The sequence below is a fragment of the Acinetobacter septicus genome, from assembly GCF_019355975.1.
GTDB classification, from domain to species: domain Bacteria; phylum Pseudomonadota; class Gammaproteobacteria; order Pseudomonadales; family Moraxellaceae; genus Acinetobacter; species Acinetobacter ursingii.
The window spans coordinates 24,842-41,965 of the sequence record NZ_CP079899.1; the positions used below are offsets into that span (position 1 = coordinate 24,842).

Here is a 17,124-nt window from a genome sequence, read left to right on the forward strand (position 1 = left end):
GAATTAAGCTTCTTTATACGTTCCTTTCTGCTTAGCTGAATGTGTAGCTAAAGCATCCATTAAGCCCGGTGACAAACAATCATAAGGTTCAAGTTTAAGTTCACGTAAACGATTGCGGATAGCATCCATATTTGATGGAGGAGTTCCACTTTCAATCACAGACGAAACAAAAGCTGCAAAACCAGGAGCAGACCATCCTTCTTGTGGAGAAAGCTCCGTATGAACAAAGTCTAAACCGTAGAATGCATGATCTTTATTTTCGATACGACCAAAAAGGTGCGCTCCACATTCACGACATGCGTGACGTTGAATTGCAGCATTCTCATCAACAATATGAAGCTTTTGTGGATTTGCTACAACGCTTACTTTGTCACGTGGTACAACTGCAATTACAGCGAACGTAGCACCTTCTGGTTTCCAGCATTTAGTACATCCACAAGCATGGTTATGCAATGTTTGAGCACCAACCTCAACTTGAACTTTATCCGTTGAGCATAGACATTCTAAGATTCCACCGTCGAAGTTTTCTTGGCTTGGACGGATCCCATGATCAAGAGAAGGGTGTATATGAATTTCGCTCATTTTACTTTCCTTAAGATGAATTGATCGACATGGTGTGAAATTCACACCATGGATTTTTAATATGAGATTAGTTAATTAGTACTTAATAACCGTACGGATTGACTTGCCTTCATGCATAAGATCAAAGGCTTTATTAATATCATCAAGGCCCATTGTATGGGTAACGAAAGGAGCAAGATCAATCTCACCTTTCATCGCATCTTCCACCATTCCTGGAAGTTGTGTACGACCTTTAACACCACCAAAAGCCGAGCCTTTCCATGTACGACCAGTCACCAACTGGAATGGACGAGTTGAAATTTCCTTGCCTGCACCAGCTACACCGATAATGATCGATTGTCCCCAACCACGATGAGCCGCTTCTAATGCTGAACGCATAACATTCACGTTACCAATACATTCGAATGTATGATCAACACCCCATCCAGTCATTTCAATTAAAACTTCATGAATTGGTTTGTCATAATCTTTTGGATTAAGACATTCAGTTGCACCAAATTGACGTGCCAAGTCAAATTTAGCAGGATTAGTATCAATTGCTATGATACGACCAGCTTTTGCCTGACGTGCACCTTGAAGAGCAGCTAGACCAATACCACCAAGACCAAAGATTGCTACCGAATCACCAGGCTGAACTTTTGCAGTATTATGAACAGCGCCAATGCCAGTAGTTACACCACATCCCAATAAACAAACATGTTCTGGGTTTGCATCTGGATTAATTTTTGCAACAGAAACCTCAGCAACCACGGTATATTCACTGAAAGTTGAACATCCCATGTAATGATAAAGAGGCTGACCATTGTATGAGAAACGTGTTGTTCCATCTGGCATTAACCCTTTACCTTGGGTAGCACGAACAGCAACACAAAGGTTAGTTTTACCAGATTTACAGAATAGGCATTCACCACATTCAGCTGTATAAAGCGGAATAACATGGTCACCTGGCTTAACGCTGGTTACACCCTCCCCAACCTCTATAACAATGCCTGCACCTTCGTGCCCAAGTACAACTGGAAATAATCCTTCTGGATCGTCACCAGATAAAGTAAAGGCATCAGTATGGCAAACACCTGTATCCGTAATTTTAATTAGAACCTCTCCCTTACGAGGCGGTTCAACGTCAATCTCAACAATTTGTAGGGGTTTCCCCGGCTCAAAAGCAACTGCTGCACGTGATTTCATGATGTCGTTTCCTTAGACCAAATGTAGTTTTTGGCACCGAACATCAAGTCGGTGCTGATTAACGAAGATACGATCTAACGATAGAAATAGTTTCGTCAATTGACTTTCTTTGAGAGTTAGTTCTAGTTTCATTATCTGGAAATTCTTCTCGCAAATAACTTTCTAGTACAACCGCCATTAAACCATTTACAGCCCCACGGACTGCGGCTAGCTGATGAAGAATTACACCACACTCAGTACCTTCATCAAGTGCCTGCTCAAGAGCAGCGACTTGTCCTTTGATACGTCTAACACGAGTAAGCGCTTGTTTCTTCTCACGATCATTGTATGGCATATATTCAACCTTCTCTCATTTAGATTTAGTCATCATACTATACTCTCTTATCGTTAAACTCATAATACTATACCCCCCCATCGTATAAAAGGGGTAAATTAAAAATAATTAATATTTTTTGAAGAAAATTATCTTTTAGTTATACTATTGCTTTGCATAATTAATTTAATATTATTAAAAATAAGTAATTTAGTAAAAAAATATTAAAAATATATTTTTTAAAAAAAAGAAAATTTATATTAAATATTCTTATATTAACACTTCTGTATATCAAATTATCTTTTAGCAAAAACACGCTTAAAAAATAAATAAATTAAATCAATAATTTATGTTAAAGTAAAAAAAACCTAGTAATCAAACCGATTGTTAGAAAAGAATATTTCAATTGTTTAAATTAAAATCAATTAAAATAAAACCATGATACAAATTAATCTATCGAATTTACTTAATCATTTTCTTTTTAACTAGTATGCATTCAACTTGAATAATTCTTCATAAACAAATTAAAATCCATGACTTGCTGCTGCTCTAACACTTCTTGCTCAAGAAGAGACTTTTGTGCAACTGATTCAAAAAATTGTTTACGCTCATCCGTCAAAACCTGTTTCGAAAAGTTATTCAAATGTTGCTGGCATTGATGTAAAGCGAAGTCATTAAAACCTATATTATGTTGAAACATATATGTTAAGACCTTAGAGGATGGCGTTAAGAATGAATTCTCAATTTTAGCCTGTTGAGCATATATAGCTTCTTTATGTTTATTAATATCATTTGCATGATCGAGTAAATTAGCTAGAGGTCTAATATTAGCCAACAACTCTTGAGCCCAATCATACATAGCAATTGAACTATCTCCATTTTGGAGTTCTAAATTTGGCTTTCGCCCCTTTTCAGCCACAAGGTGAAAGTTATTATTCGCCTGATTAAGGCTATCTTGACTTAATGATGGGCTTTTATATAAAGCACAAAATAATAAAAATGCATCCAAAAAGTAAGCTTGCTCTAAATCAATTCCTAACGAAGAAAAAGGATTAATGTCCAAACAACGTATCTCGACATACTGTACCCCACGTGCATTTAATGCATGAAGCACACGCTCACCAGAATATGGAACTCGTTTTGGTCTAATATTTGAATAATATTCATTTTCTATTTGCAAAATATTAGTATTAAGTTGCACCCATTCGTTATTTTTATGGGTACCAATATTCGTATACAAGGGGTAAGGTGTTTCTAAAGCCTCTTTTATACTATGAATGTATGAATTGAGACTATCAAAACAAGGAGAGATAGTAGATTGTGCACTACTTTGATAACCAATCTTACTCATTCGAAGACTAGTCGCATAAGGCAAGTAGTAAGTGTCATTATCAAATTTTTTAAATTGATCTAAGTTTTTTTTTAAAAAATTTGAATTAACCGCTGGGGATGCTCCGAATAGATAAATCAATAGCCAACTATAACGGTGAAAATTTCGTATCATATCCATATAAATTGATGACCGATCTTTATTTTCGAAAGTAGTTATATTATCTAGTTGGTATAAAAGCTGAATTAATTGCTCAGGTAATGAAAAATTATAGTGAATACCTGCTATACATTGCATGGCCCTACCATATCGAAGAGCTAATCCTTTTCGATAAACGTGTTTAAACTTACCAATATTTGAATTGCCATACTCAGCTATAGGAATCCTTTCTTCTTCTGGCAAAAGAGAAGGCATTGATGAACTCCAAAGGTATTCATTATTTAGTTTTGTATAAACAAAACGATGAATATCATTAAGTTCTGCAAGGACCTCTGAAGCACTCAAACAAGGTGGCGTAACAAATTCCATTAATGATTCGGAATAGTCTGTAGTAATAAACTCATTTGTCAAAGCTGATCCTAGTGTTTTTGGATGCGGTGTAAGCACCAAATTCCCATTCTTCGTTACACGCAAACATTCACGTTCTATCCCTCGCAAACACATAGTCAATAAAGGTAAATTTTCACCTAGAATATTTAGACGATGAGTATAGTGTTCATCAAATATTAATTTATCCATATATCAAACCTTACATTCAAAGTTAATGTGCACCATGAACTACCCTATTAATTAAAGTTACTATAAGAATTCCTATAAAAAGCCAAAGAATTTGGATAATGGTATCTTTAGTTGTCCAACGCTGTTGTAATTGAGGAATTAGATCTGATAAAGACACATAAATAAAACTACTACTAGCCAAAATCATAAGGAAAGGTTGCCATTGCTGTAATCCGGCCAGTAGAAAATATCCACTTAATCCACCTAAAGCTGTCATTGCACCAGCCATAGTAAGCTTTAGTACAGCAGCACTACGATGATTTTTCTGCCTAAGAACTACCAAATCACCCATATGATGAGGTACTTCATGTACAAGAACCGAAGCAGCTGCAATCAGCCCAAGATGTATGTCAACAATGAAAATTGAAGCAATCAAAATACCATCACCAAAACAATGGACTCCATCACCCAATAATAGTGACCAACCATTAGTTGTATGTGGCTCATGTGAATGATTATGCTCATGTCCGTGATGCCACAATTCAGCTTTATTAAGTAGAAAAAAGAAAACTAAACCAATTAGAAGTGCTAAAAAAAGTTGATGTGTATCTATATTGCTTTCAAAAGCCTCTGGTAACAAATGTGTAAAACTTGTTGCTAATAACGCACCAGCTGCTAGACCTAAAAAGCCTTGTTGTACATAACTATCTTGATTGTTAATAGCTGCCCCAGCTCTCGTTACCAATAAGTCTGCGATCAAAACGCTACCTATTCCTACGACCAGAGTGACTAGGGTAATAATGAAAAGTGACATAGATTTAATACATACCTAGTAGACAATCATTTTTAACTAATCGCATATACAAGCCGAAATTCGTTCGATACAACATCAAATTTGTAGATGTTGTATTAAGCAATCTAATATACTATACCCACCTATAGTATAAAAGGGATTTTATAAAAAAGTTTAAGCCACTCAACAATTAATAGGAAATTATTTTAAATTCAATTAAATAGATACAAAAATCATGACATTCTTAATCAAATCTAGTCTATTGAGAAATTTTTATTTTTTACATTATACAAAAGAGCCTAAACAAAGGCCCTTTCATCACTATTCTCTGAGCTCTTAGTATGCTAATTGAATTAAGAATCTAAAAATTCCTGCAATAACCGCTAATGTAACTACACCAATTACCCAAAGTAAGATAAACCATCCTGTCTGTGAAAGTTTCATACAAACTCCTAATGATAACCAGCATCACCAACACGAACTTTACCTTTAAAAATCCAATATGAAAAAATGGTATAAGTCAGAATAATAGGAATGAGCAACAGTGCACCAATCAAAGCAAAAAGTTGACTATTCGCTGGGGCTGCAGCCTGCCAGATCGTTACTGAAGGTGGAATAATATAAGGCCACAAACTAATTAAAAAACCTGTATAAGCAAGGAAGACTAAGCCTAACGTATAAATAAAAGGACTAAGTTCTTTCTTTTGTTTACATGCCCGTAAAGCCATTCCCGTAAAAATAAGTACTAATACAGGAATTGGACTAAAGTACATTAACTGAGGCTGACTAAACCAGCGTTCAGCAATTTGCGGTTGTGAAAGTGGTGTATAGATAGTAACTAATCCAAAAATAATAAATACTGAAATGATCAGTTTAGGCATCATTGAAAACATTTTTTCTTGAATTTCAGCATCAGTTTTATAAATTAACCATCCACATCCTAAAGTTGCATACAGAACGACTACACCAATACCAGTAAACACAGAGAAAGGTGTCAACCAGTCCAACTGCCCACCAGCATAAACACCATTTAAGGTTTTAATACCCTGAATATATGCACCTAGAACTACACCTTGAAGAAAACCTGCAAATACTGAACCACTAATAAAAGCTTTATCCCACAGATGCTTAGTACGGTTTGCTTTAAATCGGAATTCAAAAGCAACTCCACGAAATATTAATGCGATCACCATCAAAATAATCGGCATATAAAGTGCAGAAAGAACTGTTGAATAAACTAGCGGAAAGGCAGCAAAAAGCCCCGCCCCACCAAGCACCATCCAAGTTTCATTACCATCCCAGACCGGAGCAACGGTATTCATTAGCACATCTCGCTCATTGGAACCTTTAATGAAAGGAAATAAAATTCCGATACCTAAGTCAAACCCATCTAGAATGACATAAATCAATACACCAATTCCAATAATGACAATCCAAATAAGAGATAAATCAATCATGGCGATTCTCCCGTATTGATTCTAGTTTATCTAAGCTTCCTTCAACCGCACTCATTGGTCGCATCGGTGTTTGACCAACATCAGCATGTTCGCCTGAATGTACACTTAAGAATTGCGGGCCTTTATGCATTAGCTTTAACATGTAATAAATGCCAATACCGAAAACTACAAAATAAACCAGAACAAAAATAATTAGAGTTATTCCAACTTGCGATGCGGATACGGGTGACAACGCATCTTTAGTACGAAGTACATTGTAAACAACCCAAGGTTGACGACCGACCTCTGTTGTAAACCAACCAGCTAGAAGAGCGATAAAACCTGACGGACCCATATATAATGCAAAACGTTGAAACCATTTACTTTCATATAAACGGTCAGAACGACGCAGCCATAAGCCTAAGACGGCTAATAGCAGCATTAACATTCCCATACCAACCATGACACGGAAACTCCAAAAGATGATCAAAGAATTCGGCCGATCTTCAGGAGCAAATTCTTTTAAGCCTTTGACTTCACCATTTAATGAATGTGTCATGATCAGACTACCTAAATAAGGAATTGATACTCCATATTTAGTACGTTCTTCTTCCATATCAGGAATACCAAATAAATATAAAGGCATAGCTTCATTTTTATTTGTTTCCCAATGGCCTTCAATTGCAGCTAATTTGGCAGGTTGATGATGTAAAGTATTTAAACCATGATTATCGCCCACTAAAATTTGCAAAGGTGCAAGAACCATAATCAGCCAAAGAGCCATTGAAAATGATGTTTTGACTAAAGCATCTCTACGACCTTTAAGTAAATGCCATGCTGCTGTTGCACACACTAACAACGCAGCAACCAAAAATGCAGCAATAGCCATATGTGTAAAACGATAAGGAAATGATGGGTTAAATACAATTTCAAACCAGTTTTGGGGAACAATTATTCCATTTTCGATACTAAAACCTTGGGGGGTATGCATCCAACTATTGGATGCTAAAATCCAGAACATCGAAATACATGTTCCGATCGCTACCATTAAGGTTGCAAAGAAATGAGCTCGAGGACCAACTCGTCCCCAACCAAAAAGCATAATACCCAAAAAGCCGGCTTCTAAGAAAAAGGCGCTTAAAACTTCATATGCTAATAAGGGGCCTGTGACGCCTCCTGCTATTCTCGAAAATTCACTCCAGTTTGTGCCGAATTGGTAGCTCATGACTACCCCAGAGACCACCCCCATGCCAAAGGCAACAGCGAAAATTTTGATCCAAAATTTAAATAAATCTTGATAAATAGGATTTTTGGTTCTTAGCCAACGCCATTCTAAAACAGCTAAAAAACTTGCTAGACCAATTGAAATGGCTGGAAAAATGATATGAAACGAAACGGTAAATGCAAATTGAATTCTTGCTAATTCTAGAGCAGTAAGTCCTAAAGTCATACTACCACCTCTACTTTGAATTGATTGAAGTAATAAATCACACTGATATTTCGTACTAATCACATTTATAAAAAATGTGATTTATATGAGGCTTGATGAAGTAAAAGCGCAAATTCTTTTTAAGTTTCTTCAAAAATATTGTCATGGCGAAGTCCTTACACCAATGGTATAGAATCTATATGCAACACTTTTAGATAGGATCAATCTTTAAAATTAACGAAGGTATGACTTAATAACAGCAATTGTCTCTTCAATTGATTTCTTTTGAGACTCAGTTAGAGCTTCATTTTCTGGAAACTCCTCTCTTAAATAACTGTTAAGAACCATTGCCATCAAACCATGGCAGAGTAAAACTTGAAGTGCGACATAAACCACCTAATTAATTTAAAGGGTTTATGGAGTATATAAAATTGTCATACCATCATCTTAACTTTGAAGATCGTACTGCATTAATGCTTGAGTCAAGAAAAGAAGGCTTTTCAGCCAGAAAATTTGCTGAACTTATTAAAAGACATCCTAGTACGATCTATCGTGAGCTTAAAAGAAATAGCATCAATGACGTTTATCAAGCTCGATATGCTTCTGATAACACCTTCGCTAGACGTAGACGTGGTCACAGAAAACTCAAAATCGATTCAATCCTCTGGAAATTTATTGTTGAAGCGATCCGTTGTTTATGGTCTCCTCAGCAAATAGCAAAGCGTTTAAAGACATTTCCTGATTTGGATCAAACAATGAATGTAAGCCATACAACGATTTATTCAACGATACGCGCATTACCAAAGGGTGAGTTGAAAAAAGACTTATTATCCTGTCTGCGTCATGAAAATAAAAAGCGAAAAGCTAACGGTGAACCTAAAAAAGATTCTATATTACAGGATATTAAAACTATTCATGAGCGCCCAGCCGAAGTTCAAGAAAGAAAAATACCGGGTCATTGGGAAGCTGATTTAATTAAAGGTAAAGACAATAAAAGTTCGATAGCAACACTTATTGAACGAAATACACGGCTCTGTATCTTGGCAACATTACCTGATGCAAAGGCAGAATCAGTGCGCAAGGCTTTAACTGAAGCTCTGAAATATTTACCTGCAGAACTGCGTAAAACGTTGACCTATGACCGTGGACGCGAGATGGCAGAACATAAAATACTTGAAGAAGATTTAGGCATAGATGTATATTTCTGTGACCCACATTCACCCTGGCAAAAAGGCACATGCGAAAATATGAATGGTTTAATTAGGCAATATTTACCTAAAGGGATTGATTTAAATCAGGCAGATCAGCATTATTTAAATCAAGTTGCCATGTCACTGAATACTCGTCCTAGAAAAGCGTTAGATTGGCTTACACCATTAGAGAAATTTGCTCAGCTTGTTGATTATCATAAGACTTTTCAAACTGTCGCACCTCATGTTTGAATTCGCCCATTTATCGTTCCACGAACGGCTGTCAACTGTTTCAATAACTCATCACCACTGTTACCTTCATTAAGTGTCTTTTCAAGTATTGCTACTTGTTTCTTAACACGCTTAATCCGTATAAGTGACTGTTTTTTATCAATATCGCTATATGGCATATATTCAGGTTTCCTTGTTCCCACGAAATTAATATACTATACCCACCCATAGTATAAATAGATAAGCATAGAATTTCTATACTTCAATAGGCAAAGCTTGAAGAATAACAATACTTAACTTCTGGTTTATTTTAAAATTTAAATGTATTCAACAATATAGGCTTGATAAAATACTTTTTTAATATACATTTTGATTTATAAAATATTGTTAATGATTATATCCACTAAAAACAATGATATCCAATATCTGAGAACCATTTATCTCAAACCCTTAGATATCAATGCTCTTTCAATGAATACTGTATCATTACACTTATGTTAACAATTTTATGTCAAATATAAATAAATTGCCGATATAAATTATCTAATTGATGACGAATTTTTTCAACTTCTCCTTCATTTCCATTATCTTCAAACGTAAGTAGTTCCTGTTCTTTGCTTGTAATTTGTTGACAAAGTATTGATAGATTCTCACAGAAAGCTGCTGAATGTATTGGAAGTACCGCTTCTTCATTTTTATCAGAAGCTAATTTACGTTTTGATGAAACTGGTGAAATTCCATTTTCTTGATTAAATAAAATTTGTCGTTCTCTTCGATGAGCTGTTTCATCAATAGCCTTCCTCATTGCAGCAGTTACATTATCTGCATATAGGATAGCTTTACCATTCTCGTTACGAGCAACTCGACCTATCATCTGAAGCAGTGCCTGGCTCGAACGTAGAAAACCAGCTCTATCAGCATCAAGTATAGCGATTAAAGATGCTTCTGGAATATCCAAACCTTCCCGTAAAAGACTTACACCAATTAATATGTCAAATTCTCCAACGCGTAAACCTTCAATAATTTTAATCCGGTCTTCAGTTTTTATATCCGAATGCATATATCGAACTTGAAAACCTTTATCTGATATAAAATCATGAAGCTTTTCAGCTCCTACCTTCGTTAGAGTTGTCACTAGAACTCTATTGTGATTGTTAACGCACTTTTCTATTTCAATGAGCAGATCATCAATGTACCCTTCAGATTTTCTTACCTCGACTTTAGGGTCAAGCAATCCCGTTGGCCTAATCATTTGTTCAATGATTCTAGGCTGAGATACACGTAATTCATAATCTCCTGGTGTCGCAGAAACAAATATAGTTTGTGGCTTAATCCTTTCGAATTCCTGAAAATTTAATGGACGATTATTTTTGGAGGATGGCAAACGGAATCCATATTCAATTAACGTTTCTTTACGACTCTGATCTCCACGATACATTGCTGAAATCTGAGGAATCATGACGTGCGATTCATCTATAAATAACAATCCATCTTCAGCTAAATAGTCGAGTAAGGTAGTTGGCGGTAACTTCGCATCACGTCCACTAAAATAACAAGAATAATTTTCCATTCCCGAGCAATAGCCTAATTGCTGCATCATTTCTATGTCATTTGTAATTCTTTCATACAAACGATTCGCTTCTGTAAAACGGTTTTCTTTATTCAAATACTCTACTCGCTCCTCCATGTCAGAAAGTATTTTTGGTATTGCAGTCTCGATCTGATTTTTTGGGGTCGCAAAAAGCGTTTTAGGAGAAACCAAGTAATGATCTATTTCATTTAACTTTTTTCCCGTGACAGGATCTATCCACGTAAGAGACTCAACTTGTCCATCAAAGAGTTCGACGCGAATTGCATGATGTTCTGAATCAGCAGGAAAAATATCAATGATGTCTCCTCTAACCCTAAACATTGCACGCTTTAAAGTTTTTTCACTTCGTTCATACTGTAATAATGCTAACCGATGGATAAGCTCTTTTTGTTCAAATTGGGCACCTGGAGCTAGTGGAATTTGCAAGGTTTTATAACTACTTGGATCACCTAAACCATAAATTGATGATACAGAGGCAACAACAATTACATCCCGACGCTCTATGAGGGATTTAGTCGTGGATAAGCGTAGTCTCTCTAGATGGTCATTAATTGCAGAATCTTTTTGGATAAAACGATCACTACCAGGGATATACACTTCTGGCTGAAAATAATCATAGTAAGAAACAAAGTATTCAACCGCATTTTCTGGAAAGAAACGCTTCATTTCATCGTATAGCTGAGCCGTCAATGTTTTGTTCGGCGCTAAAATAATAGTAGGTCGTTTCAAGCGGTGAATAACATTTGCCATGGTAAATGTCTTACCAGAGCCAGTAATCCCTTTTAAGGTTTGATGAGTTGCACCATTATCAATACCTGAGATCAATCTTGCGATAGCTTCGGGTTGATCCCCAGCGGGGATATAATTTGAATGCAAAATAAATTTACCGTGTGGCATTGAAATCCCTCTATATTTAACTACCTTAAGAAAAAATCTGAATCATTAACAACTTAAGATGTACAAGCAATATTTTTAATATAATACACAATATCAAAACAAGTTTAAGTCATAGTATTTCTTATGTTAATCCGTTGAAATACATAGCTTTAAATGACAATCAAATTCTTTCATTCTTAGATTTGTGATGTTCTTACTATCGAATTCTTTTTAAAGAAAGAAGATAAATTTTACCTAGAAAATATCTTTAATCACATGATTTTGCTCAGCATATTTCTGTAAATATTCTATAACCAAACGACGATGACATTGATGTGGTAAATCCTCACTACACAGTAAACACTCATTTTCAAATTGTTGCAGACTTATATGTTTTTCTATATTTCGCCGAGCCATAAGGTTTAAAAAAAGATCTTTATAACTATCCCAAGGCATATCGCCCTTTTTATAAGGCTTTAAAATTTCATCTGTAGGTGCCAAATCAGGCACATGTTCATAATCACAGTTACATATCTCCCGTAAGAAAAATTTCAAGTCATCACGCTTAGCAAACCCTGCTAGTTGTGAAACGTTATTAAGGCGAACATCGATAATTTTTTTAACGTGATTTTGCTTTATTAGATTAAAAAACTTGTTTGCACTTTTTTTAGTAAAACCAATGGTATATATAGTCATAATTTACCTTCTTCTAATAAATTTCTTCATAAAATATTTGTTGAAAATAATTGAACAAATATGTAAGTGTTATTGGCTTATCTCATGTTGGTGGTAGTGAATTGCATCAATTGAAATGGGTCTCTGAAATTCATTTCAGGTTACATGCTCAACCTCACCTATCCTTTTATGCTACGAAAATGACTATAGCAGCTTGATGAATTGAAGTTGTTTCTCGACCTTCATTCTAATAATATTCATATATTCACTTGATTTTATCGAAAGTATTTTGATCATTCAAAAATTTATCTAACAATAGGAAATCATCAGTGCTTCAAATTGGTTCAGGTAAACTCTTTACGAGAGATGTCGAATATCACAATAAGTTAAAAGGTGTCATCTACTCAAATTTACACCTTATGGCTGAAGATCGTATTGAAACTGATACTGGATCAATTGAGGGAACGTCAACCTTTCATAATTCGAACGTTCTAATTTTCACATACACGGAGCTTATCGAAGCCCTTCCTGATAGCGATGGACCAGGTTTTATGGCTTCCCATGGTATTGCATCTTTTATAAGTGATTTCTCAGCTATACTCTCCTTCGCTTTAAATTGCATAGCTTCACCAAGTTATTCACTGATTGAAAGATTACTCAGTGATGAAATGGGTACAAGCACTCATACTGTTCCTAATAAAGTAGTAAATCAAACCTTCGATAAAGTCATCTACTGTCAGGAAAGCCACAAACAACACTTAATCAATTTTACCCAGCAATTGCATGGTTTGAACCGCAAAACATTCTTAACAGTAATGAATGCTATCCGAACTTATGTGACTGGGATACATCGTATAGCAGATAACTTTGAACTGGCGTATACCCTTCTAGTTGCCTCAATCGAATCTCTTGCTCAAGAATTTGATGGGCATCAAGCAACGTGGAATGACTATGAGGAAAGAAAAAGAAGAATTATAGATGAGGCTTTAACTGGTGCTGAAGAAGAACTTGCTGAACGTGTACGTAATGCAATTTTAGGAATTGAACATGTATCGTTAGGCAAACGTTTTCAAGCTTTTGCCATCAACCACATCAAACCTTCATTCTTTAGAGAAGAATCTGACGCTGTAACTCATCCGATAACTCGTTTTGATTTGCCTACAGCATTGTCCAATGCATATCTTGCTAGATCCAAATACATACATACGTCACAAAAACTACCAAAACCCTTAGATCGAGATTCTGGCTATTCCGACACTTGTAGAATCGATAATAAAACATGGTTAACGATTCAAGGCTTAGCACGGCTTGCAAGACATATCATTACTGAATTCATTATGCGTCAGCAAACTATTACAAGTGAACCTTATAATTATAACCTTGAACGTAGTAATATAATGACCGTCTCTCTAGCACCTCAATATTGGATACAAATAGTCGATTTTAGTAGAGGTTCTGGGGTCAAGCGATTTGAAGGTTTTCTAAGTCAGCTGGCAATCCTATGGGAAAATGACCCAAATAAACCTTTATCAGATTTATCTCAATTGTTGACAGAATTGCAAACCAACTTTGACAGAATCAACATTGCAGATAAGCTTGCTTTCATCTGTCTATTCATCATTTATAATCGTCTTGTAGGTGAAAGAGACCGCATTGAAAATTGCCTAGAATTTATTGGAAGATATGAAAATCTTTTAATCCAGCCAAGCTCTGCTGTATTGGTTACTCGAAATATACTAGAGATGGAAATTGAATGGAGTATTGAAGATCATCACACCTGTTTAATGAAGTACTTCAAAGAACGTGACCATAAATTTAGTTTCCGTTGCCCTCAACTTCTTGAATCTGGAATGTTGCTCCAATTAGCGGAAAGGTATCGTGCTAATAACGATCTTGATAAAGCTAAGGAATTAGTTAGTTTGGCTGTGGAAAGCTATCCTGAACATCAAGCACTAAGAAAGTTCGAAAGCGAATTTATTTCCATACATCAACCTATTAATTGCTATTCTATCTTGTTGCCACCATTGAATGAAACTCCTACTGAGCCAACTTCTGAATAGTTTTGATTATAGCCACACACCTATTTACTACTGAAATTGTGTAGGTGTAAATGACTGGGGTGGACCAAGAAAAAACCTCATTAATAGAAATCAATATCTGTAGCTACTACTTTGAATTAATTGAAAAAAATAAAATAAAGATATTAAGTACTATCTTGATGATCAATCCAAAATCAAGTCTGTGATTGCTTGGTAGAGTGAAAAATTAAGTCACAGTAAGATCAATTATTTTCCAACCTTTTTGTTCAGCCAAAGAAAGATGCTGGTTAATGTTGTTTTTATGCACGGCTAAGCAAACAAAATGCCTAGGGCGAGTCATAGCGACATAGATTTGTTTCATAAACTTAATTGTTTGTGGTTTTGGTTCTTGAGGTTGTTGATGTACAAGGTAAGTGAATACATTTGAAATATCATGTGATCTTCCAAATGTTGTTTCAACTACCAAAGTTGCAGCGTGGGTTTCACCTTTAATGCTGTGTATAGTTGCAACTTCCATTTCTATATTTTTGTTATTAATTTCAATAGAAATTTTATTTTGTTCATAATTTTCATTATTGCTTTGTGCAGATGGGGGGTGTCCATCGTAGCTAAGATACTCTGGAATTTTTAATAAACCATTTAAATTAAAAATTTGGAGTATTTGCGAAATTGAGCTATCCCAAAATTCTTGATTTAAATTTTCTTTTCTTAATATAGATATAAATAATTTATTGAAATTTTTTAATTTTGATTCTTTTTTTAAGTATTTTTTAATACTATTAACTCCGAATTCTTGCTCTTCAGTATCTATAAGAATCTTTTTATTGTTAATTTTTGCATAGTAACATATCCCTTCTAATACGGATTTGTAAATTTCTTTAGAATGCCAATTTTGATTGATATTATCTCGTTTAAAACAATAAATAATTCTTTCAGGTTTATAATTTGATGATGAATTACATTTATTGAATTCTGGAAAGTAGTTAACCAAAGATATATTGGTATCATTTTTAGCTCCTATAGCACCCACAATTTTAATAGGATCTGTTTTAAAGTCTGTTAACTGGTTAGAGCATAGATTTGCGAAAGCATTAATAGTTTTATGTTGACTTGCACTATCTATAAAAAAAATAGTATTTTGAAAATTTGATGTAATAGCTGATGTTAAGCTTAACCTATTACAACTTAATCCCGAAGCCAAATTGGCTATAGTCTGGTTAAACCGATTAGAGTCATTAATGTTATGATGATTCCTGCCATTGTAAGATGTATTTAAAGGTTCATTACTACTTTCGAAAATACTTTGATCAGGATCCCCGAATCGTTGAAGATTAGAATCCTGATTAAATATTATACTCAAGATATCATCTTGATATTTATAGGTGTCTTGCATTTCATCTATAAATACAATAGGGAATCTTTTTCTTATAGATAAGGCTGTTCCTGCATTCTCATACATATTCGCACATGCGAATTCGAACATTTCTCTATAGAAAAATAAACCTTTGTCTATTAATGCTTTTTTTGCATTGACTAAGTTCGTATAGGATGAAGATTCAGATTTTCTTGTAAATCCAGGAACATTTAAAATTAATTTATTATTTATAAATTTATATTGAAGATCGGAAATCTGTGCATAACGTCTATTTAGATAAGCTGTAGTACCTCGGGTTATGTGAAATGATAAAATTTTTGTACAAACTTCATCATCGACTTGATTCACAGATATATTATTCTGGCGGCAATATGGTATAGCCAGATATCTATTTATAAATTCTTGGATGGTTCCAATAAAGTGTGGGTAGGATAAAATTGTTCTGCCATGTTCATGTTTTTCAAGTCGAGAAATAATCATCTTTAGCAACATTAGTATGACTAATTACACAAATACCTTTATATGGACTATTCCATTTTTTTGCTAATAAAATAAGCTTGGCAGCAATTAATGTTGTTTTTCCTCCGCCAGGGCATGCTTGAACATCAATAAAATTTTTTAAAGCTTCTCTTCGACTACTATCAAATTGAAGGGACATTTCTCTTTCTAGTAAATTTATATCATCATCAGAAATATTAAACATGGTTATCTCCAGTTGCAGCTGCAGCTGCAGCTAATTCTGGGAAAGGTTCTGTTACATGTGCAATTGCTTCTATAATATATGATGGGAGAAGTGCTCGGAATTCTGATGGTTTATCTTTATACTTACTTTTTAATAAATTAACTAATTTATATGTTGCCTCTGTTTTTCCTGAACCTTTATTTTCAATCATGCCATATATTTTAATTGCTTTTTCTTCGATATCTTCTGGTAATGATGAGTATACAGGGTCAGTATCTGCTTTTATTGATTCATAAACTGACTCAGCTAATCCATACTTACAAAGACAATATTCAAAAGTCCAGTCATTGGATACAAATGTTTTAACGTTATCACCATCAATTCCTCGTTTCATATCGAGATGGTTTTTCATTTTTTCGGGTGTATCATAATGATCTTGCCAATACCTTAAATTTCCTTTTGCTCCAGTACTTGTATTAGGATTTTTTTTCTTCTTAAATCCGATCGGATTATCATTTCTTGCTTCTGCTTTCAATGGCCAAATATCTAAGTCTGTGATACATGCGACTTTAATTGGAAGTGCAGTAGTTGCATTATTTCTACGATAAATTCTTGCATAGCGTTTATAGGCGAGATTGCCAACATTAACCAAGGAAACACCATAATCTTCTAGTGAACCG

Annotated in this window: 16 protein-coding genes; 2 read left to right on the top strand and 14 right to left on the bottom strand. The window is 34.8% G+C overall.

What is annotated here, in order from left to right; translation table 11 throughout:
- Nucleotides 1–3: 3 nt before the first annotated feature.
- The 8 genes from gfa to I6L31_RS16610 form a co-directional block, all read right to left on the bottom strand.
- Entirely contained in the window at nt 4–582 is a 579-nt protein-coding gene (gene gfa / locus I6L31_RS16575) for an S-(hydroxymethyl)glutathione synthase (RefSeq protein WP_001289504.1), read from the bottom strand.
- A gap of 75 nt (nt 583–657) precedes the next feature.
- A complete protein-coding gene (locus I6L31_RS16580) occupies nt 658–1,767 on the bottom strand; it encodes an S-(hydroxymethyl)glutathione dehydrogenase/class III alcohol dehydrogenase (RefSeq protein WP_000842133.1) in 1,110 nt (369 codons plus the stop codon).
- Nucleotides 1,768–1,825: 58 nt separating this feature from the next.
- Nucleotides 1,826–2,101: a formaldehyde-responsive transcriptional repressor FrmR gene (frmR, locus tag I6L31_RS16585; protein WP_001146646.1), complete on the bottom strand. Its 276-nt coding sequence runs from the start codon at nt 2,099–2,101 to the stop codon at nt 1,826–1,828.
- A gap of 475 nt (nt 2,102–2,576) precedes the next feature.
- Nucleotides 2,577–4,148 carry a glutamate--cysteine ligase gene (gene gshA, locus I6L31_RS16590; protein ID WP_005006185.1) on the bottom strand — a complete coding sequence of 524 codons (1,572 nt, stop codon included), beginning with the start codon at nt 4,146–4,148 and terminating at the stop codon, nt 2,577–2,579.
- A 22-nt stretch (nt 4,149–4,170) separates the two neighbouring features.
- Entirely contained in the window at nt 4,171–4,941 is a 771-nt protein-coding gene (locus I6L31_RS16595) for a ZIP family metal transporter (protein ID WP_000051649.1), read from the bottom strand.
- Between the two features lie 315 nt (nt 4,942–5,256).
- Entirely contained in the window at nt 5,257–5,364 is a 108-nt protein-coding gene (locus tag I6L31_RS16600) for a DUF2474 family protein (protein ID WP_000777872.1), read from the bottom strand.
- Nucleotides 5,365–5,372: 8 nt separating this feature from the next.
- Entirely contained in the window at nt 5,373–6,377 is a 1,005-nt protein-coding gene (cydB, locus tag I6L31_RS16605; protein ID WP_000566428.1) for a cytochrome d ubiquinol oxidase subunit II, read from the bottom strand.
- Complete coding sequence (locus tag I6L31_RS16610; RefSeq protein ID WP_000172212.1) at nt 6,370–7,806, bottom strand: cytochrome ubiquinol oxidase subunit I; 1,437 nt, start codon at nt 7,804–7,806, stop codon at nt 6,370–6,372. The genes cydB and I6L31_RS16610 overlap by 8 nt, the downstream gene beginning before the upstream one ends.
- A gap of 395 nt (nt 7,807–8,201) precedes the next feature.
- Between I6L31_RS16610 and I6L31_RS16615 the strand changes: the two genes are divergently transcribed.
- Complete coding sequence (locus I6L31_RS16615; protein ID WP_010326927.1) at nt 8,202–9,227, top strand: IS30-like element ISAba125 family transposase; 1,026 nt, start codon at nt 8,202–8,204, stop codon at nt 9,225–9,227.
- Here the strand turns inward: I6L31_RS16615 and I6L31_RS16620 are convergent.
- The 3 genes from I6L31_RS16620 to I6L31_RS16630 form a co-directional block, all read right to left on the bottom strand.
- Entirely contained in the window at nt 9,218–9,385 is a 168-nt protein-coding gene (locus I6L31_RS16620; RefSeq protein WP_005006181.1) for a metal-sensing transcriptional repressor, read from the bottom strand. The genes I6L31_RS16615 and I6L31_RS16620 overlap by 10 nt on opposite strands.
- Nucleotides 9,386–9,717: 332 nt before the next feature.
- Nucleotides 9,718–11,694 (bottom strand): excinuclease ABC subunit UvrB, encoded by a 1,977-nt coding sequence (gene uvrB / locus I6L31_RS16625; RefSeq protein ID WP_005006178.1) that lies wholly within the window; start codon nt 11,692–11,694, stop codon nt 9,718–9,720.
- A gap of 234 nt (nt 11,695–11,928) precedes the next feature.
- The gene (locus tag I6L31_RS16630; RefSeq protein WP_000158491.1) at nt 11,929–12,369 is read right to left on the bottom strand and encodes a DUF488 domain-containing protein; all 441 of its coding nucleotides are present in this window, start codon (nt 12,367–12,369) and stop codon (nt 11,929–11,931) included.
- Between the two features lie 308 nt (nt 12,370–12,677).
- On the opposite strand from I6L31_RS16630, the gene I6L31_RS16635 reads away from it, so the two are divergent.
- Nucleotides 12,678–14,408, top strand: coding sequence for a hypothetical protein (locus I6L31_RS16635; protein ID WP_000939241.1), 1,731 nt, complete (start codon nt 12,678–12,680; stop codon nt 14,406–14,408).
- A gap of 205 nt (nt 14,409–14,613) precedes the next feature.
- On the opposite strand, the gene I6L31_RS16640 is transcribed toward I6L31_RS16635, so the two are convergent.
- Genes I6L31_RS16640 through I6L31_RS16650 form a run of 3 tightly spaced genes read right to left on the bottom strand, consistent with a single transcriptional unit; the run spans nt 14,614 to nt 17,096 of the window.
- Entirely contained in the window at nt 14,614–16,242 is a 1,629-nt protein-coding gene (locus I6L31_RS16640) for a UvrD-helicase domain-containing protein (RefSeq protein WP_171065006.1), read from the bottom strand.
- Nucleotides 16,223–16,465, bottom strand: coding sequence for a DEAD/DEAH box helicase family protein (locus I6L31_RS16645; RefSeq protein WP_005006174.1), 243 nt, complete (start codon nt 16,463–16,465; stop codon nt 16,223–16,225). The genes I6L31_RS16640 and I6L31_RS16645 overlap by 20 nt, the downstream gene beginning before the upstream one ends.
- Nucleotides 16,458–17,096, bottom strand: coding sequence for a hypothetical protein (locus tag I6L31_RS16650; RefSeq protein ID WP_005006173.1), 639 nt, complete (start codon nt 17,094–17,096; stop codon nt 16,458–16,460). The genes I6L31_RS16645 and I6L31_RS16650 overlap by 8 nt, the downstream gene beginning before the upstream one ends.
- Nucleotides 17,097–17,124 lie beyond the last annotated feature (28 nt).